We start from the raw sequence: 20,142 nt of genomic DNA, 5'->3' as shown, positions 1-20,142 counted from the left end.
CTTCAGTCTCCGCCGAACACGGGCTTGCGCTTGGCTGCGAATGCTTCGTAGGCGCGCTTGAAATCCTCGGTCTGCATGCAGATCGCCTGCGCCTGCGCTTCGGCCTCGATCGCCTGGTCGATGGTCATCGACCACTCCTGCGACAGCATGGTCTTGGTCATGCCGTGCGCAAAGCTCGGGCCTTCGGCCAGCTCGCGCGCCACCTTGGTCGCGGCGTCGAGCAACGCGTCGCTCTCGTGCAGCGCATTGAAGAAGCCCCAGGCGTGGCCTTCCTGCGCCGTCATTGCGCGGCCGGTGAACAGCAGCTCCGATGCGCGGCCCTGGCCGATCACGCGCGGCAGCAACGCACAGGCACCCATGTCGGCGCCCGCGAGTCCTACGCGGGTGAACAGGAACGCCGTGCGCGTGGCAGGCGAGCCGTAGCGAAGGTCGCAGGCCAGCGCAATCATCGCGCCCGCGCCGGCGCACACGCCGTCGATGGCGCCGACGATCGGTTGCGGGCACGCCCGGATCGCCTTCACCAGGTCGCCCGTCATGCGCGTGAACTCCAGCAGCTCGGGCATGCGCATGCCGGTGAGCGGGCCGATGATCTCGTGCACGTCGCCGCCGGAGCAGAAGTTGCCGCCCGCGCCGGTGACGACGATCGCCTTCACGTCGGTGGCGTAGTTCAGTGCGCGGAACAGGTCGCGCAGCTCGGCATACGAGTCGAAGGTGAGCGGGTTCTTGCGCTCGGGGCGGTTCAGCGTGACGGTGCCGACGCCGGCCTCGTAGTGCCATGCGAAGTGCTTGGCGACGTAGGGCGCCTTGGCCTCGAATTGCGCGTGCATGGGATTGCCCGCACCGATGTAGTGTTTCATTCGGCCTCCGCCATCTGGCTGTGTGAGTGTTGCTTGACCTTGCCGAGCAGCTTGTGAAGCTGCGCGATCTCCTTGGCGCTGAGGCCCGCGAAGGCATCGACGATCCAGTCTTCGTGCTGCTGCGCCATGTCGTTGAAGAGCTTGCGGCCGCGGGCGGTGAGCCGCACGCGCCAGGCGCGGCGATCGCCCTCCACGTTGATGCGTTCGACCAGCCCTTCGGTCACCAGCTGGTCGGTGATCCCGGTCACGTTGCCGCCCGTCACCATCATGCGGCGCGAGAGCTCGTTCATCTTCAGGCCATCGGGCGAGCGTTCGAGCTGCGACATCAGGTCGAAGCGCGGCAGCGTGGTTGCGAACTGCGAGCGCAGTTCGTTGCGCACCTGCTTCTCGATCAGCTGGGTGCAGGTGAGCAGCCGCAGCCAGAGGCGCAGGGCCTCGGGGTGCTCGCTGTGGGCGCGTGCTTCGAGGTCCATGTCAGTGTGTCTCCTCGGGGTTTTGCGCCGCCAGTGCCGCATTGGCGGCCGCAGCCATCTGCTGCTGCTTCGCGATCTCGCGGTAGAGCTGGTCGCGTCCGCTCAGGTACTGCTTCGGCCAATCGACGTCGCGGCTTTGGAGCTTGGCCGCTTCGTGCAGCGTCCACGCAGGGTCGGCCAGGTGCGGGCGCGCGATGGCGCACAGGTCGGCGCGGCCGGCGGCGATGATGCTGTTGGCCTGGTCGGCGTCGGTGATCGCGCCCACGGCAATGGTCGAGATGCCGACCTCGTTGCGGATGCGGTCCGAGAACGGTGTCTGGTACATGCGGCCGTACACCGGCTTGGCGGCGCGCGTGGTCTGGCCGGAGGAGACGTCGATGAAATCGGCGCCGGCTTCCTTGAAGAGGCGGGCGACGATGACCGCGTCGGCATCGGTGTTGCCGCCGGGCGCCCAGTCGTGCGCCGAGATGCGCACGCTCATCGGCTTGTCGGCCGGCCACACGGCACGCATGGCGCGGAACACCTCGAGCGGGTAGCGGCAGCGCGCCTCGATGCCGCCGCCGTATTCGTCGGTGCGCAGGTTGGTGAGCGGGCTGATGAAGGACGACAGCAGGTAGCCGTGTGCGCAGTGCAGCTCGAGCCAGTCGAAGCCGCATTCGGCGGTGCGGCGCGTGGCGTCGACGAAGCGTTCGCGCATGTCGTCCATCTGCTCGCGCGTCATCGCGGCCGGCAGCTGGTTCTGCTCGCCATAGGCGACGGGGCTGGCGGACAGCAGCGGCCAGTTGCCGCTCTCCAGCGGCTCGTCGGTGCCTTCCCAGCCCACGCGCGTCGAGCCCTTGGCTCCGCTGTGGCCGAGCTGCATTGCGATCTTCGCGCTCGACTGCGTGTGCACGAAATCGACGATGCGCTTGAACGCCGCCTGCTGCGCGTCGTTGTACAGGCCCGTGCAGCCGGGCGTGATGCGGCCCTCGGGCGTCGGGCTCGTCATCTCCACGCACACCATCGCGGCGCCGCCCAGGGCGCGCGCGCCCAGGTGCACCAGCAGGAAGTCCTGCGGCACGCCGTCCACTGCGCTGTAGGTGGCCATCGGCGAGACAAGGATGCGGTTCTTCAGCGTGACGCCGCGCACCGTGAGCGGCATCAGCATGGGCGCCACGGGCTTGCCGCCGGCGAGCCACCGCTCGTAGCCGCCGAGCCATTCGGTGTCGCGCACGCGCAGGTTCTCGTGGCTGATGCGCTGCGAGCGGGTGAGCAGCGAATAGGCGAACTGCTCGATCTGCATGCCGGTGTAGCGCGGCACGTTTTCGAACCACTCGGTCGAGTTGCGCGCCGCGTTCTGGATCTTGAGCACTTCGACGCTGCGGCGCGCCTCGTAGCCTTCGAGCACATGGTCGACCGTGCCGCCGCGCTCGAACTCGTTCGCCAGGTCGATCGCGTCTTCCAGCGCGAGCTTGGTGCCCGAGCCGATCGAGAAGTGCGCCGTGTGCGCCGCATCGCCCATCAGCACCACGGGCACCGAGCGGCCCTCGACGTCGATGCGGTGCGTCCAGCGCTCGCACACCACGCGCGGAAAGCGGATCCAGTTGGCCGAGCCGCGCAGGTGGGTGGCGTTGCTGATGAGCGGATGCCCGCCCAGGTACCTGGCAAACAGCTTCTCGCAGAAGGCGATGGCCTCGGGCTGCTCCATCTGGTCGAGGCCGTGGGCTTTCCATACCTCTTCCGGCGTCTCGACGATGAAGGTCGAGGTCTTGTCGTCGAACTGGTAGGCGTGGGCCTGGAACCAGCCGTGCTCGGTCTGCTCGAAGGCGAAGGTGAAGGCGTCGAAGGTCTGGTGCGTGCCCAGCCAGACGAAGCGGCAGTTGCGCAGGTCGATGTCCGGCTTGAACACGTCGGCGTAGCGCTGGCGGATGCGGCTGTTGAGGCCGTCGCTGGCAATCACCAGGTCCGCGTTGTATTCGGCTGCGATGGCCTGGTCGTCCGTGGCGTCGGTCTCGAAGACCAGCTTCACGCCGAGTTCAAGGCAGCGCTCCTGCAGGATGTTCAGGAGCCGCTTGCGTCCGATGCCGCAGAAGCCGTGACCGCCCGAGCGCACCTGGCGGCCCTTGAAGAACACCTGGATGTCGTCCCAGTGATGAAATTCGTTACCGATGAGCGCGGCGGTGTCGGCATCGGCCGCGGCCAGGTTGGCGAGCGTCTGGTCGCTGAGCACCACGCCCCAGCCGAAGGTGTCGAAGGGGCGGTTGCGCTCCACCACGGTGATCTCGAGCGCCGGGTTGCGCGCCTTCATCAGCAGGGCGAAGTAGAGGCCTGCGGGCCCCCCGCCGATGCACAGGATTCGTTGGAGGTCCATGGCGGGTGCGGCGGAAAGGCCGGCGTTGAGGCTGTTCATGGTTCAATAGTTTAAGCATAAACAATCTGCTGTCAACGGGGCTACTACCACAGGGGTACCCCACGGTTGCGCGGCATCATGCAAAAAACCGAAAAAATCAATACCATGGGCTCACCATGCAAAGCTTGATACCCAAGATCGAGTCGCAGCTTGCGTCGCTGCCCGTGCCCATCGCGCTGGAACTGCCGGATGGGCGAAGAGTTGCCAAGCCGGGATCGCGCGTGACCCTGGCGTTCAGCGATTGGTCCGCGCTGGCCAAGCTGGCGGCGCGGCAGGTCGGGGCCATCGGCGAGGCCTACGTGGAAGGCAAGGTACAGATCGAAGGCGCCATGCGCGACCTGATCGACGCCACGGTCGGCATGCTGCCCGGCAACCCGGCCGAAACCGACACCGCCTGGTGGACCCGCCTGATGCGGCTGGCCAAGTCCCGCGGCGCCCATTCACTGAACAAGGATGCGGAGCAGATCCAGTTCCACTACGACGTCTCCGACGATTTCTACGCGCTGTGGCTCGATCCACGGCGGGTTTATTCATGCGCGTACTTTCGTACGCCCGAACTCAGCCTTGCCGAGGCGCAGGAAGCCAAGCTCGACCACATCTGCCGCAAGCTGATGCTGCAGCCCGGCGAGCGCTTCCTGGACATCGGCTCGGGCTGGGGCGGCCTGCTGCTGTGGGCGGCGGAGCACTACGGGGTCGATGCCACCGGCATCACCCTGTCGAAGAACCAGCACACCCATGTGCAGCAACTCATCGAGGAAAAAGGCCTGCAGGGCCGCGTGCGCGTCGAACTGCGCGACTACCGCGAGCTGTCGGCCGACGCGCCCTTCGACAAGATTTCGTCGGTCGGCATGTTCGAGCACGTGGGTTCGGCCTTCATGCCCACCTACTTCCGCAAGATCCATTCGCTGCTCAAGCCCGGCGGCCTGGTGCTGAACCACGGCATCACCTCGGGCCAGCTCGACTACCGGCAGTTGGGAGCGGGCATGGGCGATTTCATCGAGAAGTACATCTTCCCGGGCGGCGAGCTGCTGCACGTGACGCATGTGCTGCGCGAAACCGCCGCGGCAGGCCTGGAGATGGTCGACACCGAAAGCCTGCGCCCCCACTATGCACGCACGCTGTGGGCCTGGTCCGATGCGCTCGAGGCGCAGCTCGGGACGGCGCGCAAGGTGCTCGAGCGTGCGGGCGGGCGGCAGGGCGAGAACGCGGAGCGCATCCTGCGCGCCTACCGCCTCTACCTGGCGGGTTCCGCAATGAGTTTCGAGCAAGGCTGGATCTCACTGCACCAGATGCTTTCCACCCGGCCGGACGGCAGGGTCGAGCATGGTGTTTTACGCGGTTCGCAATCGGTGTACCCTTTTGCCCGTGACTACATCTACAAGTGAGTGAACAAAACCATGCTGTACCGATTCCAGTCCCGGGCCTCCCCCGATTTCGTGATGCTCGAGGTGCATGCGCGCCAGCTGTTCGACATCGTCGGCAAGACGCCGGCACCCCAGGGCATCATCACCGTCGAACAGATTCCCGCCGCCATCGCGGCGCTCGAGTCGGCCCTGGCCCGCGAGGCCAGCAACCCCCACAACCATGACGACTACGCCGTCGAAGGCCACGCCAACGAGGCCGAGAAGCAGCACGTGGGACTGCACCAGCGCGCAGCCCCGCTCCTGCACATGCTGAGGGATTCCTTGGCCGAGAAGAAAGACGTCACCTGGAAGACGTGACGCGCCGGCAACTCATCCGTTCTTGAACAAGGGGCGCGGCGCAGGCGCGCGGCCCCCTCGCAGGCCCAAGGTCAGTCGACCTTTGCGCCGGAATCCTTCACCACCTTGGCCCACTTCACGTGTTCGCTGGCAATCAGCCGGGTGAACTCGGCCGGGGTGTTGCCGCTCGGGATCGCGCCCTGGGCCAACATTTTTTCCTTGATGGCAGGCGTGGCGAGCGACTTGGCCACCTCCTGCTGGATCCGGTTCACGATGTCGGGCGAGGTGCCTGCGGGCGCCAGCAAGCCGAACCACGAGCTGGCCTCGAAGCCCTTGAGCGACGGGCCGCCGGCTTCCTCCACCGTCGGCAGGTCGGGCAGCGCCGGCGAGCGCTGGGCGCTGGTCACGGCCAGGGCCGTGAGCTTTCCGCCCTTGATCTGCGCCATCGACGAGGGCAGGTTGTCGAACATCACGTCGGCACTGCCGCCCACCATGTCGAGCAGCGCCGGGCCCGACCCCTTGTACGGGATGTGCGTCATGAAGGTGCCCGTCATGCTCTTGAAGAGTTCGCCCGCCAGGTGGATCGAGGTGCCGCTGCCGCTGGACGCCATGTTGAGCTTGCCCGGGTTCGCCTTGGCGTACTTGATGAAGTCCTGTACGTTGCGGATGTTCAATGCCTTGGCCTTGTCGGCGTTCATCTCCATCACGTTCGGCACGGCGGCCACCAGCGTGATCGGCACGAAGTCCTTGATCGGGTCGAATGGCAGCTTGGGATAGAGCGCGCGGTTGATGCCGTGCGTGCCGACCGTGCCCATCAGCAGCGTGTAGCCGTCGTTCGGCGCGCGCGCCACGATCTCGGCGCCCACGTTGCCGCCCGCGCCCGCGCGGTTGTCGACGATGAACTGCTGGCCGAAGGCCTTGGACAACTCGGGCGCAACGGCGCGCGCCAGGATGTCGGTGGTGCCGCCGGCCGCAAATGGCACGACGATGCGCACCGGCTTGGTCGGCCAGGTGCTCTGGGCCCAGGAGGGCGCTGCGGCAAGGGCGATGGCCGCGGAAGCCGCAAGCGCGGCCCGGCGGTTCATTTTGAGAATTGAAGAAGTCATGCGCCTGTTTGTACAGGCGAACGGCGGCAGGCGCCGCCGGTAAAACCCCAGCGGTGCGCCGGCCTACGCCGCCCGCATCCGCTCGGCAAAGCGCTCGCTTCGGAATCGCGCCAGCACGAAGTCGATGAAGACGCGCGTCTTGGCCGGCAGCAGCTTCTTGCTCGGGTAGTAGAGCCAGACCGCGCCCGCATCGAAATGCCATTCGGGCAGGAGGCGCACCAGCTCGCCGCTTCGCAGCCCGCGCTCGACGAAAGGCATGGGCAGCATGGCCACGCCCAGGCCCATCAGCGCGGCGTGCGCAATGGCTTCGGGGTCGTTGAAGATCGCGCGCGGCCGGGGCAGCTCGACCGTGGCCTGGTCGCCGCTCGCATGCTGCAAGGTCCAGCTGCGCAGCCGACCGGTGGGCGAGGAGCGGCGCATGAGCGCATCGAAGCCCACCAGTTGCGAGGGATGCGCGGGCAGCGCGCGGCCTTCCAGATACCCGGGGGCCGCCACTGCCACCACGTGGATGCGCGCCAGCTCGCGCGCCACCATGCCGGGCGACAGCTCGATGCCGCCGCCGATGGCCGCGTCGAAGCCTTCGCCCACCAGGTCCACCTGCTGGTTGTCGAAATGCCAGTCCGGCACGATAGACGGGTAGCGCGCCAGGAATTCGCCCATCATCGGCAGCACGTGCTCGCGGCCGAACGCCTGGCCCATGCTCACCTTGAGCGTGCCCGCGGGCTGGCCGTCGTCCTTCGACACATCGGCCACGGCGTCGTGCAGCGTGGCGAGCGCGCCGCCGATCCGGCCCAGGAAGCGTTCGCCGCTTTCGGTGAGCGTGAGGCGGCGCGTGCTGCGCTGGAACAGCCGCACGCCCAGCCGGGTCTCCAGCCGCGCGACGTTCTTGCTGACGGCCGCAGGCGTGAGCCCGAGCCGCCGCGCCGCGGCAGAGAAGCTGCCGCTTTCGGCGCTTTGCACAAAGGATTCGAGGTGGCTGAGCGGTTCCATGAGCCGCCATTTTCAACCAACAGTTGAATTTGATTGCGCCAACCGATGGCTACCGCAAAGGGAATGGAATCACGACACTGAAGGCCTTCAACCCCACAACCGACAGGAAAACCCATCATGGCTTCCAGCAAATCCACCGCTCCCGTGCTCGCAGGCAAGGTCGCTTTCGTCACCGGCGGTTCGCGCGGCATCGGCGCCGCCATCGTGCGCCGCCTGGTGCAGGACGGCGCCGCCGTCGCTTTCAGCTACGCCAGCTCGAGCGCCCCGGCCGACGAACTCGTGCGCAGCATCGAAGCCGAAGGCGGCCACGCCCTGGCGCTGAAGATCGACAGCGCCGACGCCGCCGCTCTCACAGCCGGCATCGACGAAGCCGCACGCAAGTTCGGCCGCATCGACGTGCTCGTCAACAACGCCGGCGTTTTCATGCCTGGCACCCTGGAAGATTTCTCGCTCGAGGATTTCGACCGGACGCTGGACATCAACGTGCGCGCCGTGTTCGTGGCCGCCAAGGCCGCCGTGCGGCACATGGGCGAGGGCGGCCGCATCATCAACATCGGCAGCACCAACGCCGAGCGCATGCCCTGGCCCGGCGGCAGCGCCTATGCCATGAGCAAGTCGGCGCTCAAGGGGCTGGTGCAGGGCTTGTCGCGCGACCTGGGGCCGCGCGGCATCACGGTCAACAACGTGCAGCCCGGCCCGGTCGACACCGACATGAATCCCGTCGACGGCCCGAACGCCGCCGCCATGCACGGCCTGATGGCGCTGCCCCGCCACGGGCACCCCGAGGAGATCGCCGGCATGGTGGCCTACCTGGCCAGCCCCGAAGCGGCCTTCGTGACCGGCGCCAGCCTCAACATCGACGGCGGCTTCGCGGCTTGAAGAAGGCTCAGCCGGCACGCTGGACGGCGGCAATCAGCTTGTCCAGCGTGGCGTCCAGCCGGGCCAGTTCGCCGGCATTCACGCCTTCGAACAGAACGGCCTCGCGCTGGCGGCCCAGTGCGCCGACGGTCTCGTGCAGCGCCTTGCCGGCGGCCGTGAGATAGAGCCTGGCGCGCCGACGGTCGGCCGGGTCGCCCAGGCGCTGCACGCGCCTGTGGCGCTTCAGCCCCGCGAGAGCGCGGCTCACCGCCATCTTGTCGAGGCCGGTGAAGTCGGCAATCTGCGTCGCGTTGAGCCCGGGCTCGCCGCCCAGCACCACCATCACGCGCCACTCGTTCAGGGTGAGATGGTGTTCGCGGCCGACCTTCTCATGGAAAGGCCGGGCCGTGAGGTTGACCACGCGCACCAGCTTGAAGAACAGCGGGTCCATGGCGCGGGCGGTTCAGCCCAGCAGTCTTCTCGCAGCCGCCGCGATGGCGTCGGTGCCCACGCGAGATTGCGCCTCCAGCACCGGCGCATAGCCGACCGGGATGCGCGGCGCGCCGAGCCGCGCCACGCGGCAGCCCGTGGCCTCGGCGGCGCTGGCCGCGATCTCGGCGCCGAAGCCCGCCACCTGCACCGCCTCGTGCACCACCAGCAGGCGCTGCGTGCGCGCACACGATGCGAGCACCGTCTCGCGGTCCCACGGCCAGAGCGTGCGCAGGTCGATCAGGTCGACCGCGATGCCTTCGGCCGCGAGCGTGTCGCAGGCCGTGGCACACGCCTGCATCTGCCGGCTCCAGCTCACGAGCGTGAGCGCGTTGCCTTCGCGCACGCGACGTGCCTTGCCGAGCGGCACAGCCAGGTCTTCGTCCACCTCGCCGCGAAATCCCCAGAGCGTCTTGTGCTCGATGTAGACCACCGGGTCGCCGCATTGCAGCGCCGCGCGCAAGAGGCTGTAGTTGTCCTGCGGCGTCGCGGGGCTCACCACCACCACGCCCGGCAGGTGCGCGAACCACGCTTCGAGCGATTGCGAATGCTGTGCGGCCGAAGCGTCCCAGATGCCGCCCGGCATGCGCGCCACCAGCGGCACGCGGCCCTGGCCGCCGAACATGAAGCGGTTCTTGGCCGCCTGGTTCACCAGTTCGTCCATGCCGCAGAGCGCGAAGTCGACCACGCGCATCTCCACCACCGGCCTGAGGCCCGCGAGCGCCATGCCCACGCCGGCGCCCATGATCGCGGCCTCGCTGATCGGCGTGTCGATCACGCGATCGGCGCCGAAGGCCTGCTGCAGGCCCTTGTACTGGCCGAAGATGCCGCCGCGGCCCACGTCCTCGCCCAGCACCACCACGCGCGCGTCGGCTTGCATCTCGCGCTCGACGGCGAGCACGGCCGCCTCGGAATAGCTGAGTTCTTTCATGGTCAGAGCCATTGGCCTGCTCCAGTGGTCTGCACGTCGGTGAAGGCGTCGCCGGGCTCGGGCCAGGGCGCCGCGTCTGCCACTGCAAGGGCGGCATCGACCTCGTCGCGCGCCGCGTTCTCGATGTCATCGAGTGTGGCCGCGTCCAGGCCCTGTGCAAGAAGCGCACCGCGCGCCCGCGCGATCGGATCCGTCTCGAGCGCGGCGGCGAGTTCGGCGGGATCGCGATAGGCCGCAAGGTCGACCGACACATGCCCCTTCACGCGGTAGGTCAGCGCATGCAACAGGCGCGGGCCGCCGCCGCCGCGCACCTCGGCGACCAGCCGGGCGGCGCTCTCGTGCACCGCGAACACGTCGTTGCCATCGACCTGCGTGGCTGCGATGTCCATCGCGCCGGCGCGTGCCGATGCGCCGTCGCCGGCCGTCATCGGGCCGCTCGCGGTGGTGGCGCTCCAGCGGTTGTCCTCGCAGACGAAGAGCACCGGCAGGCCGTACACGCGCGCCCAGTTCAGCGCCTCGAGAAAGGGGCCGCGGTTGATCGCGCCGTCGCCGAAGAAGCAGACCGTGATGTCGCCTTTCTTCTGCAGGATCTTCTGCGCATGCGCCGCGCCCACGGCAATCGGCAGGCCTGCAGCGACCACGCCGTTGGCGCCCAGCATGCCGACCGAAAAATCGGCGATGTGCATCGAGCCGCCCTTGCCGCCGTTGAAGCCCGTGGCCTTGCCGAACAGCTCGCACATCATGCGCACGAGGTCCGCGCCCTTGGCCAGCGTATGGCCGTGGCCGCGGTGCGTGGAGGTGAGGTAGTCGCTGGTTCGCAGGTGCGCGCACACGCCGGCCGGCACCGCCTCCTGCCCGGTGGAAAGGTGCAGCGGCCCACGCACCTTGGCGGAGCCGGCGGCCTGCTGGCCATACGCGCTCACGCCACCCTGGCTCGCCGCTTCCGCGGCGTTCTCGAAGGCGCGGATGCGCACCATGGCGCGGTACAGGGCCAAGCCTCTGCCGTCCGTTGAAATGCTCGAAGCCATCTTGTCTCCAACGGCCTGGAAGCGGGCCGTTCGGGGAAATCGTATCAAACGAGAACAATATCTCGCACGGGGGCTTACCCCCTGCCGTGGCGTCAGCTCGAGAGCTCAGCGGCTCACGTTCCGATGAACAGTTCTTGCGCCGCTTGCTCCAGGCACTCGGCGAAAGTGGGATCCCCGGCGTACGGCGAGTGTCCGCGCAACCACAGCAGTCCCACCGGGCGGACCAGGCGCGGCATCTCCGTGCGCAGCGGGGCCAGCGTGCCCAGTTCCGCGTACTTGTGCACGAGCGAAGCGGGCAACGTCGCGATCGCGTCGCTGCCCTGCAGGTAGGCGAGCGTGACGTTCAGCGACAGCGTCTCGATGAAACTGATGGGGGGTTCCACGCCGTTCACCTCAAACGCCGTGAGCAGGGGCTGGCGCAGCAGCGAGTCATGGGGCGGCAACACCCACGGACACTCCACCAGTTGGCGCCAGGTCGGTCTGCAATCGCCGCGCGCCAGCGGGTGGCCGTTGCGCGCAACCAGCATGGTCGCATCCTCGAAGAGGGCCTTCTCCTCCAGGTTCGTTGCCGCCAGCTGGGACGGCAAGGTGCCGACGATGAGATCGAGGTGCCCGAGCCGCAGTTCTCCCAGCAGCACGTCCATGGTGGCCTCGCGGACCATGATCGACGACTTGGGAGAGGCATGCTTGAACAGCATCAACGCCTTGGGGAGCAACCAGCCGGCGGACGCCGGCAGCACGCCGACGCGGATCTTGCGGGACGTTCCCGTCGCCAGCGCATGCAGTTCTTCGCCGGCCTCGGACAGGTCCTGCAGGACCTTGCGGGCGTGCCGGATCAGGCATTCGCCGTAGGGCGTCGGCCGCAGTCCTCGGCCGGTGCGTTCGAACAGCACATGGCCCATGGCGGCCTGCAGATCCGACAGCGTGCGGGACAGCGCCGGCTGCGTCACGTTCATGGCGGTGGCCACCTTGCCCTGGTGGCGAAGGTCGTCGAGGGCCACGAGCACCTGCAGGTGGCGCAGCTTCAATCCGGCGCGGATGTACCAATCCAGCTTGGCCATCGGTTGTCTCCTGATATGCATTCCCGCGAAAGCGGCAAGACGCGAATCATCGCAGCAAGGAAGAGGAGCTTGGCTCCGAGGTTCGCGTTTTAACAAAACGGGTATATCGACCCCTTGTTTTTCTAATTGTCACGACGACTTCGCACGCCCATCATTCGGCTCCCGGGGATCGCAAAAGGCCCCAAAAAGTACACAGATCGCTGACCCGACCCACGTTCTGAAGGAGCACGAAAACATGTCGAATCCGTCGCCGCGCTGGGCCGCCGGCCTGGTGCTTGCCGCCACCCTGGTTTCCGGTGCCTGGGCGCAAGCCCCCATCAAGATCGGCTTCCACGCCGGCCTCACGGGTCCCGCCGCCGCCGACGGCAATGCCGCCCTTGCCGCGGCCCGCGTGGCGATCGAGCAGAGCAACGCGCAAGGCGGCATCGGCGGCAGGAAGCTCGTCCTGGTCGTCGAGGACGACCAGGGCAAGCCCGAGCACGCCGCGCAGGTTGCCAACCGCCTGATCGGCGAGGGCGTGCGCGCGGTGATCTCGGCCGCGTACTCCGCGCCGGCGCGCGCCGCCGCGCCGGTGTTCCAGAAGGCGCAGCTGCCCTATGTGGTCGCCGTGTCGTCGGCACCCGAGATCACGCGGGGCGGCGACTACATGTTCCGCGTCACCAGCGTGGGCGAAGTGCAGGGCCGCGCCGCCGCCAAGGCGATGGGCGAATTGCTGCACAAGAAGCGCGTCGTGCTGCTGACCATGAAGACCGATTTCGGCAAGGCGCTGGTTGCGGGCTTCAAGGAGGCGGCCCCGCGCTTCGGGCTGGAGGTCGTGAAGGAATACGAGTACGCGCCGACCGACCGCCAGTTCGGGCCCTTGATCGCATCCATCAAGGCGGACAACCCGCAGGCGATCTATGTCACCGGGTTCTATTTCACGGGCGGGCCGCTGGTGGCGCAACTGCGCAGCGCCGGCGTGTCGGCCGACATCCTGGGGGCGGAATCGCTCAGTCCGCAGCAGTACATCGACATCGCCGGCCCGGCCGCCGAAGGCACGGTGATCACCAACGTCATCGACTGGGGTTCGCAGGACCCGGCGGTCGTGGATTTCCTCGGCCGCTTCAAGGCGGCGACGGGAACGCCCGCAGCGGCGGTGGCCGCGACGACGCATGCGGCGACAACCGTGCTGTTGGCGGCGTTGCGCAATGCGAAGTCGGACGAGCCGGCAAGGATCCGCGCCGCACTGGAAACCACGGACGTCATGACCGTCATGGGCCGAGTCAGCTTCAACAAGCTGCGCGAAGTCAGAAAGAATTTTCCGCTGTCGATCGTGCGCAACGGCAAGTGGCAACGCTTCGGGGTCGTCGACGACGCCGGACTGCTGGCACCCCCCGAGCAGTGAACCCCCGGAAGAGACCATCGCACCCGTTGGTGCGTCAAAGAAGGTGAAACGCAAATGACCTATCACGCCCGAACACGCAAAGTGGCCCACGACGACCTGGCCTGGGACTTCGGCACGCAGACCTACCAGGTCTTCCCGTACGAACACTATCGCTGGTGCCGAGAGAACGACCCCGTCCACCGTGTGGACCTGCCCAATGGAAACGTGGTCTACATGATCACGAAGTACGAGGACATCAAGGCGGCGGCCCTGGATCACAAGCGGTTCTCCGCCGCGGTCACCGACACGGTCGGCTGGCTGATGTTCAAGGATCCGCCCGAGCACACCACGATCCGCAGCAGCGTGCAGTCGCACCTGTCCAAGAAGGGCATCGACCTGATCGATGCCGCCATCGACCGCATCAACCGCGAGAGCTTCCAGTACCTGCTGGACGGCCGCGGCGGCGACGCGGCCACCTATTGCCAGCTGTTCCCGGCGGCGGTGGTCAACCACATGCTCGGGATCAAGATCGATCCGCAGCAGATCGACTACTGGATCGGCTGCTCGCTCAGGGCCATGGGCCAGGCCTTCGGCCTGCCAGGCAAGCCGGAAGACCACAAGGGCCAGGCGGATCTCGTCGCGTTCCTCGAGGGCGTGGTGCGCGACTACATCGCGCATCCGGAAGACAACATCGGCTCGCTGCTCGCGCAGAACGCGGCAGAGGGCGGCAAATTGTCCGTGCGCAACGTGGCCGACTTCATGAACATGCTGTTCACCGGCGGACATGAAACGACCACCTTCACCCTCAGCAGCGCCATCGGCATCCTGGCGCAGGACCCGGCGTTGTTCAGGCGCATCAAGGACGATCGCTCGCGCATCCCCGCCTTCATCGACGAGACCCTGCGCTACCGGCCCGTGCTGCAGTCGAACCCCCGCATCGCGGCCGAAGACATCACGATCCGCGGCGTGACGATTCCCAAGGGCTCCATCGTGAAGCTGTGCACCGGCAGCGGGAACATGGACGAAGACGTCTTCGAGAACCCCGAGGCGTTCAACATCGACCGGCCGAACGTGAGCGAGCACCTGTCGTTCAGCCGGGGGGTCCACACCTGCATCGGCGCCGTCCTCGCCCGGCGCGAGTTGTCCAAGGCCATGACGCACTTTTTCGAGACCATCGCGTCCATCCAGCTGGACGCCGATCGTCCCGTGAAGCCCCACCTCGGAGGCACGGGCAACGAGCACGGATTCGATTCCGTGCCCGTGCTGATCGAGACGGATGCGGCGAGGGCCTGAGCCGTGAAATACACGAGCATCGAACGATCGAGTGCGCAGTCGCTCGCAGTGCGTGAGAACACGCGCGGCTTTCGGGCGAGCTGCGAGCAGCCCGACGCGGTGTCGGTCCAGGAACGCAGGCTGGCCATCGCCGGGATGATGGAAGAGGGCTACAGCCAGCACGTGCGGCGTGACGGCGACGTCTTCGGCTCGGTCGACATGAACGGCGTGCCGGCCGAGGTGGTCGGCATCGCGGGGACGACGTCCGACTGCAACCTGCTGTTCATCCACGGCGGCGCCTATTGCCTCGGAAGTCCGCAAACGGCCCGCACCCTCTCGGTGCCATTGGCACGTGACGCCAACGCCAGGGTGTTCGTGCCCGACTACCGCCTGGCCCCGGAGCACAGGTTTCCGGCCGCGGCGGACGACGTGCTGGCTGCGTACAAGTACCTCGTCGAGGTGGAGAAAGCCGATCCGGCGCGCCTGTTCATCGGCGGCGATTCTTGCGGCGTCAACCTCGCGCTCGGCGCCGTGCTCAGGGCGCGGCAAGCCGGATTGCCCGCGCCGCGCGGCATCGTCGCGTTTTCGCCATGGCTCGACCTGACCTCGTCGCTGCCGTCATTCCGCACGAATGCGCAGCGCGATGAGTTCGTGCACCCCAACATCGTCGACACATGGGTCGCGCAGTACATGGGACAGGAGAGCTGGGCCCATCCACTCGCCTCGCCCCTGGGCGCGGATCTCGGCGGCATGCCGGCCTGCTTCATCGCCTGCGGCAGCACCGAGATGTGGCACGACGACGCTGCGGTGCTCGCGAACAGGCTGGACAAGCTCGGCGTCGATGTCGAACTCGAAGTCTGGAAAGACATGCCGCACGTCTGGCCCATCTTTGCCGGGCAGCTGCCCGAAGCCGACGAAGCCCTGGCGAATGCTGCGCGGTTCATGCGCCGCTGCCTTCGCTGATCGACCACATCCCCTGACTGGAAAGAACATGGACTTCAAGAGCTATATCTGTTTGAGCTGCGGCTGGGTGTACCACGAGAACGATGGCTTGCCCGAAGAAGGCATCGCCGCGGGAACGCGCTGGGAAAACATTCCCGACGACTGGCGTTGTCCGCATTGCGGCGACAAGAAGTCGGATTTCAACGTGGTGGAGTTCTGACCATGACAGTCATCGTCACGGAGAAGTGCGATGGGTGCCGGTTCACCGACTGCGTGACCGTCTGCCCCGTGGCCTGCTTCCATACCGACGGCACCATGGTCTACGTGAACCCGGTGGAATGCATCGATTGCGGCGCCTGCATCCCGGTCTGCCCGGTCCACGCCATCTACGAAGCACGCGACCTGCCGGCAGAGTTCGAGCATTGGAAAGGCGTGAACGCCGAGCGCGCCGCGGGCCTGCCGAACATTTCCGAAAAGCTCGAGCCCCTGCCGACGGCACTCAGCCGGCAGCAGGCCCTGGGCTACGGCAGTTGAGCAGCCATTGCACGCGGGAATGAACGCCATGCGAATCGCCATCATCGGTAGCGGACCTTCAGGCTTCTACGCTGCCGAAGCCATGCAGAAGAAGGTACCCGGCGTGGCCATCGACATGTTCGAACGCCTGCACGCGCCCTATGGCCTCGTGCGCTATGGCGTGGCGCCCGACCACGAGAAGCTCAAGGCGGTGACCAAGGTCTTCGACATGGTCGCGGCCAAGCCGGGCCTGCGATGGTTCGGCCAGGTGGAACTGGGGCGCGACATCCATCTCGAGGACCTCACGCGGCGCTACCACGCGGTCGTGCTCGCGACCGGCGCCCAGGCCAGCAAGAGGCTCGGCGTCCCCGGGGACGGCAAGCCGGGCAGCTACAACGCAGCGGACTTCGTCGCCTGGTACAACGGCCATCCCGATTTCCGCCACCTTCGGTTCGACTTGTCGGGCGAGACGGCGGTGGTGGTCGGCCACGGGAACGTGGCACTCGACGTCGCACGCATCCTGCTCAAGCCGGTCGACGAGCTGGCTTGCACCGAGATTGCCAGCCACGCGCTGGAAGCGCTTCGCAACAGCAAGGTGCGCAAGGTCTGCGTGGTCGGAAGGCGCGGACCGGCGCAGGCCAGGTTCACCAACAAGGAGCTGGCCGAATTCGAGCAGCTGGCGGGCGTGACCGCGCTGGCACGGGCCGACGAGATGGCCATCAACGAAGCCACCCGGTTCGAGCTGGAGAGCCCGGCTGCGGATGAGGCGCGCAGGAACGTGGCACTGTTGCGCAAGTTCGCCGACACGGCCAGCGATGCCGCATCTGCCAACGAGCGTTGCGTCGAGTTCAGGTTCTGCCTGGCACCTGCGAGGCTGGAAGGGACCGACGAGGTCGACGCGCTGGTGCTCGAACGCACGGCCTTGACCGGATCCGCTTTCCAGCAGGCGTCGCGCGGCACCGGCGAGTTTCTCCACGTGCCCTGCCATGCCGTGTTTGCGAGCGTTGGCTACCGGGGCGTTGCACCGGCCGGCATTCCTTTCGACGCGCGTGCATCGACCGTGCGCCACGTCGCCGGCAGGGTCGTCGACGAAGCAGGCGTGCCGCATCCGGGCCTCTATTGCACCGGTTGGATCAAACGCGGTCCGACGGGTGTCATCGGCACCAACCGCAACGACAGCGTGGAAACCGTTGCGACCTTGTTGGCGGACCTTCAGGCCGGCGCGCTGGGTGCGCCGGCGGCCGACGACGACATTGCCGACCTGCTGCGAGACCGCGGCGTCGACTTCATGGACTTCCGGGCGTGGTCCCGGCTGGACGCGTTCGAGAAGCAGGCGGGGGCGCACTCCGGCAAGGCGCGAGAAAAACTGGTCCAGCGGCACGAAGTGCGCGCAGCGCTGCAAGCGGCCGCTGGATCTTCATCGACATGCACTACGTGAGAACAACATGGATCTAGATCTTTCCGGCAAGAAATTCTTCGTCACTGGCGTTGCGTCAGGGATCGGCCACGCCACCGCCGAGCTGCTGCTTCGAGCAGGCGCCGAAGTCGTGGGCGCCGACCGCGCCGAGTTGAGCAAGCCGCTGGCACTCGCTGCCTTTCATCATCTGGATTTGAGCGATCCGGCACTGATCGATCGCGCCGTTGCTGCGGCAGGGGACGGCTACGACGCGCTGATCAACGTCGCGGGGGTGTCGTCCCTCGCGTCGACCGACATGCAGTTCCGCGTCAACTTCCTGGGCACGCGGCACCTGACCCTCGCGATGGTGCCGAGGCTCAAGGCCAGGTCGGCCGTGTTCAACGTCGCCTCCAGCACCGCAGTGCGCTGGGAACAGCACCTGGACCGCTTCACGCCGCTGGTCGAGACCCGGAGTTTCGAAGAGGGCTTGCAGTGGCTCGAGGCGAATCCCCAGGAAAGCCCGATCTCCTATGCATGGTCGAAGGAGGCGCTGATCATCTGGACCATGAAGACGGGGCTCGAATGGATCGGCACCGGCCGCCGCATCAATGCCCTGAGCCCGGGGCTGACGTACACGCCGATGCATGCGGAGTTCGTGCAGGCACACGGCGAGGCCCTGCTGAAGAAGGATGCCGAGCGCACCGGCGATGCCGGCAGCGCGGAGGACGTGGCCAAGGCCCTGGTCCTGCTGCAGCACGACTACGCGGGCTGGTGGAACGCGGCCAACATCAATGTCGATGGCGGCTTCAGCGCTTCGGTGCTGCTGGCGAAGGAAAACTTCGGCGACGTCTGAACCGCCGGCAGGCAAGCGTCGACACAAGACTCAATCCAGGAGACATGATGAAAACCGCAATTCGTTCCAAGATCCGACCGGCCTTCGTGCTGGTCACACTGATGCTGGCAGCCGCCACGGCGTCGGCTCAGGCCACAAGCACGGTCGAGTCCAGGCTCAAGGCCGAACTGACCGCCATGGGTTACCCCGAAGGCAAGTTGCCGAACCTGCTGCCCGACAGCGGTCCCTGGCTGCACGGCGCCGTGGTCGGCAACCTGTTGTTTCTCTCGTCCGCCGCGCCGCAGGACGCCAATGGCCAATGGATCAAGGGACCCATCCCGTCCAGGAATTCGGTGCAGGACGCGCCCATGCTCGCGCGCCGGGCGTGCGTGCGCCAGATCGCCCGGATGAAGCAGGTGCTCGGGGACCTGGACCGGGTCAAGCGCATCGCTTATGTGCGCTTCAACATTGCCGTGGATCCAGGATTCTCCGAACTCACCCCGATCGCGGAAGGCTGCTCGACGCTCTACACCGCGGTGTTCGGTGAAGCCGGAAAGCATCCGCGTGTCATGGAAGGTGTCAGCGCCAACCCGAGCAACACGGCGATGGAAGTCGAAACGATTGTGGAAGTCCGGTGATCCGGGTTCCTGAAGGAGCAGATATGGAAGTAATCGTCGCAGGGGCTGGCATCGGTGGATTGAGCACGGCGCTCAGCCTGCACGATGCGGGCATTCCCGTGAAAGTCTATGAAGCAGCGCCCCGCATCGAGGCGATGGGCCTTGGCATCCACCTGCAGCCCAATGCCGTGCGTGAACTCACCGAGCTGGGCTTGGGTGACGCGTTGATGGCGATCTCCGTCGGCATCGAGAACCTCGGGTTCTACAGCGTGCACGGCAACAAGATCTGGAGCGAATCGCGCGGCAGTGCTTCCGGCTACCGCTGGCCGCAGTGCGCGGTGCACAGGGGCGATCTGCAGGTGCTCTTGCTCAAGGCCGCGAGGGAGCGCATCGGGGAGCAGAACATCGTCACCAATCACACCTTGACCGAGTTCGAGCAAGACAAGGATGGCGTGACGCTGCACTTCATCGACAGCGAGACGCGGCAGCGGCTGCCGTCCGTGAAGGGCAGCATCCTGGTGGCCGCGGACGGATTGCATTCGGGTGTGCGAAAGCATTTCTATCCCCAGCAGGGGCTGCGGTTCGGCGGCCAGCTGATGTGGCGCACGGCCGTGGCCGTCGATGCCTGGCTCGGGGGCAACACCATGACGATGGTCGGCCACCGCAACCAGAAGCTGGTGGCCTACCCGATGCGTCACTTGCCCGATGGCCGGGTCCTGGGCAACTTCATCTTCGAGCTGGGACAGTCCGGCGACGGTCCGCCGCGCGAGGAGTGGAACCGCAGGATCGACAAGGCCAAGTTTGCGCACGCCTTCGCGGACTGGAAGTTCGACTGGCTTGATGTGCCGGCGCTCATCCAGGCGGCCGACAGCATCTTCGAGTTTCCGAAGGTCGATCGCGACCCGGTCGAACGCTGGTCGTTCGGGCGCGTCACCTTGCTGGGGGATGCGGCGCACCCGATGCACCCTGTCGGATCGCAGGCCGGTTCCCAGGCCGTGGTGGACGGCCGCGTGCTCGCCAAGCACCTGGCCGACCATCCGGATCGCCCCGAGCTCGCGCTGCAGGCATACGAAGCGGAACGGCTGGCGCCGATGCGCGACATCTGCCTGTCCAACCGCAACCTGTCGCACGAAATCATCATGGACCTCGTGCACGAGCGTGCGCCCGACGGCTTCACCAACATCGACGACGTCATTCCGGCTGCGGAGATCGCAGAGCGTGCCGAGGCATTCCGCACCAGGGCGGGATTCGATGTGACATCCCTGAATGCACGCGAGTCCCACTCGCGGCAGCGGGGCTGTCCGGTTCTTCGCGCCTGAGAGGCC

Annotated in this window: 21 protein-coding genes; 12 read left to right on the top strand and 9 right to left on the bottom strand. The window is 67.0% G+C overall.

Features of this window, described 5'->3' with window-relative positions; translation table 11 throughout:
• Positions 1-2 precede the first annotated feature (2 nt).
• From ABID97_RS01435 to ABID97_RS01425, 3 genes are read right to left on the bottom strand one after another with little or no spacing between them, the layout of a single operon-like run.
• On the bottom strand, positions 3-857 hold the full coding sequence (locus ABID97_RS01435) for an enoyl-CoA hydratase family protein (protein WP_354396809.1): 855 nt from the start codon (positions 855-857) through the stop codon (positions 3-5).
• Entirely contained in the window at positions 854-1,330 is a 477-nt protein-coding gene (locus ABID97_RS01430; protein WP_055807832.1) for a MarR family winged helix-turn-helix transcriptional regulator, read from the bottom strand. The genes ABID97_RS01435 and ABID97_RS01430 overlap by 4 nt, the downstream gene beginning before the upstream one ends.
• A 1-nt stretch (position 1,331) precedes the next feature.
• Positions 1,332-3,680, bottom strand: coding sequence for a bifunctional salicylyl-CoA 5-hydroxylase/oxidoreductase (locus tag ABID97_RS01425; protein WP_503012800.1), 2,349 nt, complete (start codon positions 3,678-3,680; stop codon positions 1,332-1,334).
• Positions 3,681-3,835: 155 nt separating this feature from the next.
• On the opposite strand from ABID97_RS01425, the gene ABID97_RS01420 reads away from it, so the two are divergent.
• Both ABID97_RS01420 and ABID97_RS01415 read left to right on the top strand, forming a co-directional pair.
• On the top strand, positions 3,836-5,104 hold the full coding sequence (locus ABID97_RS01420) for a class I SAM-dependent methyltransferase (protein WP_354396807.1): 1,269 nt from the start codon (positions 3,836-3,838) through the stop codon (positions 5,102-5,104).
• Positions 5,105-5,116: 12 nt separating this feature from the next.
• The gene (locus ABID97_RS01415; protein WP_354396806.1) at positions 5,117-5,440 is read left to right on the top strand and encodes a DUF1840 domain-containing protein; all 324 of its coding nucleotides are present in this window, start codon (positions 5,117-5,119) and stop codon (positions 5,438-5,440) included.
• A 71-nt stretch (positions 5,441-5,511) separates the two neighbouring features.
• On the opposite strand, the gene ABID97_RS01410 is transcribed toward ABID97_RS01415, so the two are convergent.
• Complete coding sequence (locus tag ABID97_RS01410) at positions 5,512-6,525, bottom strand: Bug family tripartite tricarboxylate transporter substrate binding protein (protein WP_354396805.1); 1,014 nt, start codon at positions 6,523-6,525, stop codon at positions 5,512-5,514.
• Positions 6,526-6,588: 63 nt separating this feature from the next.
• On the bottom strand, positions 6,589-7,515 hold the full coding sequence (locus tag ABID97_RS01405; protein WP_354396804.1) for a LysR family transcriptional regulator: 927 nt from the start codon (positions 7,513-7,515) through the stop codon (positions 6,589-6,591).
• A gap of 117 nt (positions 7,516-7,632) precedes the next feature.
• Between ABID97_RS01405 and ABID97_RS01400 the strand changes: the two genes are divergently transcribed.
• Positions 7,633-8,394 (top strand): SDR family oxidoreductase, encoded by a 762-nt coding sequence (locus ABID97_RS01400; RefSeq protein WP_354396803.1) that lies wholly within the window; start codon positions 7,633-7,635, stop codon positions 8,392-8,394.
• A 7-nt stretch (positions 8,395-8,401) separates the two neighbouring features.
• Here the strand turns inward: ABID97_RS01400 and ABID97_RS01395 are convergent, their stop codons facing one another.
• The 4 genes from ABID97_RS01395 to ABID97_RS01380 all read right to left on the bottom strand — a co-directional run bounded on the left by ABID97_RS01395 (position 8,402) and on the right by ABID97_RS01380 (position 11,882).
• The gene (locus tag ABID97_RS01395; protein ID WP_354396802.1) at positions 8,402-8,824 is read right to left on the bottom strand and encodes a MarR family winged helix-turn-helix transcriptional regulator; all 423 of its coding nucleotides are present in this window, start codon (positions 8,822-8,824) and stop codon (positions 8,402-8,404) included.
• A gap of 12 nt (positions 8,825-8,836) precedes the next feature.
• The gene (locus ABID97_RS01390) at positions 8,837-9,799 is read right to left on the bottom strand and encodes an alpha-ketoacid dehydrogenase subunit beta (protein ID WP_503012799.1); all 963 of its coding nucleotides are present in this window, start codon (positions 9,797-9,799) and stop codon (positions 8,837-8,839) included.
• Entirely contained in the window at positions 9,796-10,821 is a 1,026-nt protein-coding gene (locus ABID97_RS01385; protein ID WP_354396800.1) for a thiamine pyrophosphate-dependent dehydrogenase E1 component subunit alpha, read from the bottom strand. Before ABID97_RS01385 ends, ABID97_RS01390 begins: the two co-directional genes overlap by 4 nt.
• 113 nt (positions 10,822-10,934) lie before the next feature.
• Positions 10,935-11,882: a LysR substrate-binding domain-containing protein gene (locus ABID97_RS01380; RefSeq protein WP_354396799.1), complete on the bottom strand. Its 948-nt coding sequence runs from the start codon at positions 11,880-11,882 to the stop codon at positions 10,935-10,937.
• 235 nt (positions 11,883-12,117) lie between these two features.
• On the opposite strand from ABID97_RS01380, the gene ABID97_RS01375 reads away from it, so the two are divergent.
• Genes ABID97_RS01375 through ABID97_RS01335 form a run of 9 tightly spaced genes read left to right on the top strand, consistent with a single transcriptional unit; the run spans position 12,118 to position 20,136 of the window.
• The gene (locus ABID97_RS01375) at positions 12,118-13,266 is read left to right on the top strand and encodes an ABC transporter substrate-binding protein (RefSeq protein WP_354396798.1); all 1,149 of its coding nucleotides are present in this window, start codon (positions 12,118-12,120) and stop codon (positions 13,264-13,266) included.
• Positions 13,267-13,320: 54 nt separating this feature from the next.
• The gene (locus tag ABID97_RS01370; protein ID WP_354396797.1) at positions 13,321-14,538 is read left to right on the top strand and encodes a cytochrome P450; all 1,218 of its coding nucleotides are present in this window, start codon (positions 13,321-13,323) and stop codon (positions 14,536-14,538) included.
• A 3-nt stretch (positions 14,539-14,541) separates the two neighbouring features.
• Positions 14,542-15,480 (top strand): alpha/beta hydrolase, encoded by a 939-nt coding sequence (locus tag ABID97_RS01365; protein WP_354396796.1) that lies wholly within the window; start codon positions 14,542-14,544, stop codon positions 15,478-15,480.
• A gap of 28 nt (positions 15,481-15,508) precedes the next feature.
• Positions 15,509-15,679 carry a rubredoxin gene (locus tag ABID97_RS01360; protein WP_354396795.1) on the top strand — a complete coding sequence of 57 codons (171 nt, stop codon included), beginning with the start codon at positions 15,509-15,511 and terminating at the stop codon, positions 15,677-15,679.
• 2 nt (positions 15,680-15,681) lie between these two features.
• Positions 15,682-15,993, top strand: coding sequence for a ferredoxin family protein (locus ABID97_RS01355; protein ID WP_354396794.1), 312 nt, complete (start codon positions 15,682-15,684; stop codon positions 15,991-15,993).
• 28 nt (positions 15,994-16,021) lie between these two features.
• Complete coding sequence (locus ABID97_RS01350; protein ID WP_354396793.1) at positions 16,022-17,410, top strand: FAD-dependent oxidoreductase; 1,389 nt, start codon at positions 16,022-16,024, stop codon at positions 17,408-17,410.
• Positions 17,411-17,417: 7 nt separating this feature from the next.
• The gene (locus ABID97_RS01345) at positions 17,418-18,221 is read left to right on the top strand and encodes a coniferyl-alcohol dehydrogenase (RefSeq protein WP_354396792.1); all 804 of its coding nucleotides are present in this window, start codon (positions 17,418-17,420) and stop codon (positions 18,219-18,221) included.
• Between the two features lie 47 nt (positions 18,222-18,268).
• Entirely contained in the window at positions 18,269-18,838 is a 570-nt protein-coding gene (locus ABID97_RS01340; RefSeq protein WP_354396791.1) for a RidA family protein, read from the top strand.
• A gap of 23 nt (positions 18,839-18,861) precedes the next feature.
• The gene (locus ABID97_RS01335) at positions 18,862-20,136 is read left to right on the top strand and encodes a flavin-dependent oxidoreductase (RefSeq protein ID WP_354396790.1); all 1,275 of its coding nucleotides are present in this window, start codon (positions 18,862-18,864) and stop codon (positions 20,134-20,136) included.
• Positions 20,137-20,142 lie beyond the last annotated feature (6 nt).

This window comes from Variovorax sp. OAS795 (genome assembly GCF_040546685.1).
In the GTDB taxonomy this organism is placed as follows: domain Bacteria; phylum Pseudomonadota; class Gammaproteobacteria; order Burkholderiales; family Burkholderiaceae_C; genus Variovorax.
Note: the sequence above shows the minus strand (reverse complement) of the source record. Positions and strands in the feature narration are given on the sequence as shown.

Bases quoted from the DNA above. Each gene is read 5' to 3' on its own strand.
- ABID97_RS01435 (WP_354396809.1), bottom strand. From the start codon at position 857: ATGAAACACTACATCGGTGCGGGCAATCCCATGCACGCGCAATTCGAG.
- ABID97_RS01430 (WP_055807832.1), bottom strand. From the start codon at position 1,330: ATGGACCTCGAAGCACGCGCCCACAGCGAGCACCCCGAGGCCCTGCGC.
- ABID97_RS01425 (WP_503012800.1), bottom strand. From the start codon at position 3,680: ATGGACCTCCAACGAATCCTGTGCATCGGCGGGGGGCCCGCAGGCCTC.
- ABID97_RS01420 (WP_354396807.1), top strand. From the start codon at position 3,836: ATGCAAAGCTTGATACCCAAGATCGAGTCGCAGCTTGCGTCGCTGCCC.
- ABID97_RS01415 (WP_354396806.1), top strand. From the start codon at position 5,117: ATGCTGTACCGATTCCAGTCCCGGGCCTCCCCCGATTTCGTGATGCTC.
- ABID97_RS01410 (WP_354396805.1), bottom strand. From the start codon at position 6,525: ATGACTTCTTCAATTCTCAAAATGAACCGCCGGGCCGCGCTTGCGGCT.
- ABID97_RS01405 (WP_354396804.1), bottom strand. From the start codon at position 7,515: ATGGAACCGCTCAGCCACCTCGAATCCTTTGTGCAAAGCGCCGAAAGC.
- ABID97_RS01400 (WP_354396803.1), top strand. From the start codon at position 7,633: ATGGCTTCCAGCAAATCCACCGCTCCCGTGCTCGCAGGCAAGGTCGCT.
- ABID97_RS01395 (WP_354396802.1), bottom strand. From the start codon at position 8,824: ATGGACCCGCTGTTCTTCAAGCTGGTGCGCGTGGTCAACCTCACGGCC.
- ABID97_RS01385 (WP_354396800.1), bottom strand. From the start codon at position 10,821: ATGGCTTCGAGCATTTCAACGGACGGCAGAGGCTTGGCCCTGTACCGC.
- ABID97_RS01380 (WP_354396799.1), bottom strand. From the start codon at position 11,882: ATGGCCAAGCTGGATTGGTACATCCGCGCCGGATTGAAGCTGCGCCAC.
- ABID97_RS01375 (WP_354396798.1), top strand. From the start codon at position 12,118: ATGTCGAATCCGTCGCCGCGCTGGGCCGCCGGCCTGGTGCTTGCCGCC.
- ABID97_RS01370 (WP_354396797.1), top strand. From the start codon at position 13,321: ATGACCTATCACGCCCGAACACGCAAAGTGGCCCACGACGACCTGGCC.
- ABID97_RS01360 (WP_354396795.1), top strand. From the start codon at position 15,509: ATGGACTTCAAGAGCTATATCTGTTTGAGCTGCGGCTGGGTGTACCAC.
- ABID97_RS01355 (WP_354396794.1), top strand. From the start codon at position 15,682: ATGACAGTCATCGTCACGGAGAAGTGCGATGGGTGCCGGTTCACCGAC.
- ABID97_RS01350 (WP_354396793.1), top strand. From the start codon at position 16,022: ATGCGAATCGCCATCATCGGTAGCGGACCTTCAGGCTTCTACGCTGCC.
- ABID97_RS01345 (WP_354396792.1), top strand. From the start codon at position 17,418: ATGGATCTAGATCTTTCCGGCAAGAAATTCTTCGTCACTGGCGTTGCG.
- ABID97_RS01340 (WP_354396791.1), top strand. From the start codon at position 18,269: ATGAAAACCGCAATTCGTTCCAAGATCCGACCGGCCTTCGTGCTGGTC.
- ABID97_RS01335 (WP_354396790.1), top strand. From the start codon at position 18,862: ATGGAAGTAATCGTCGCAGGGGCTGGCATCGGTGGATTGAGCACGGCG.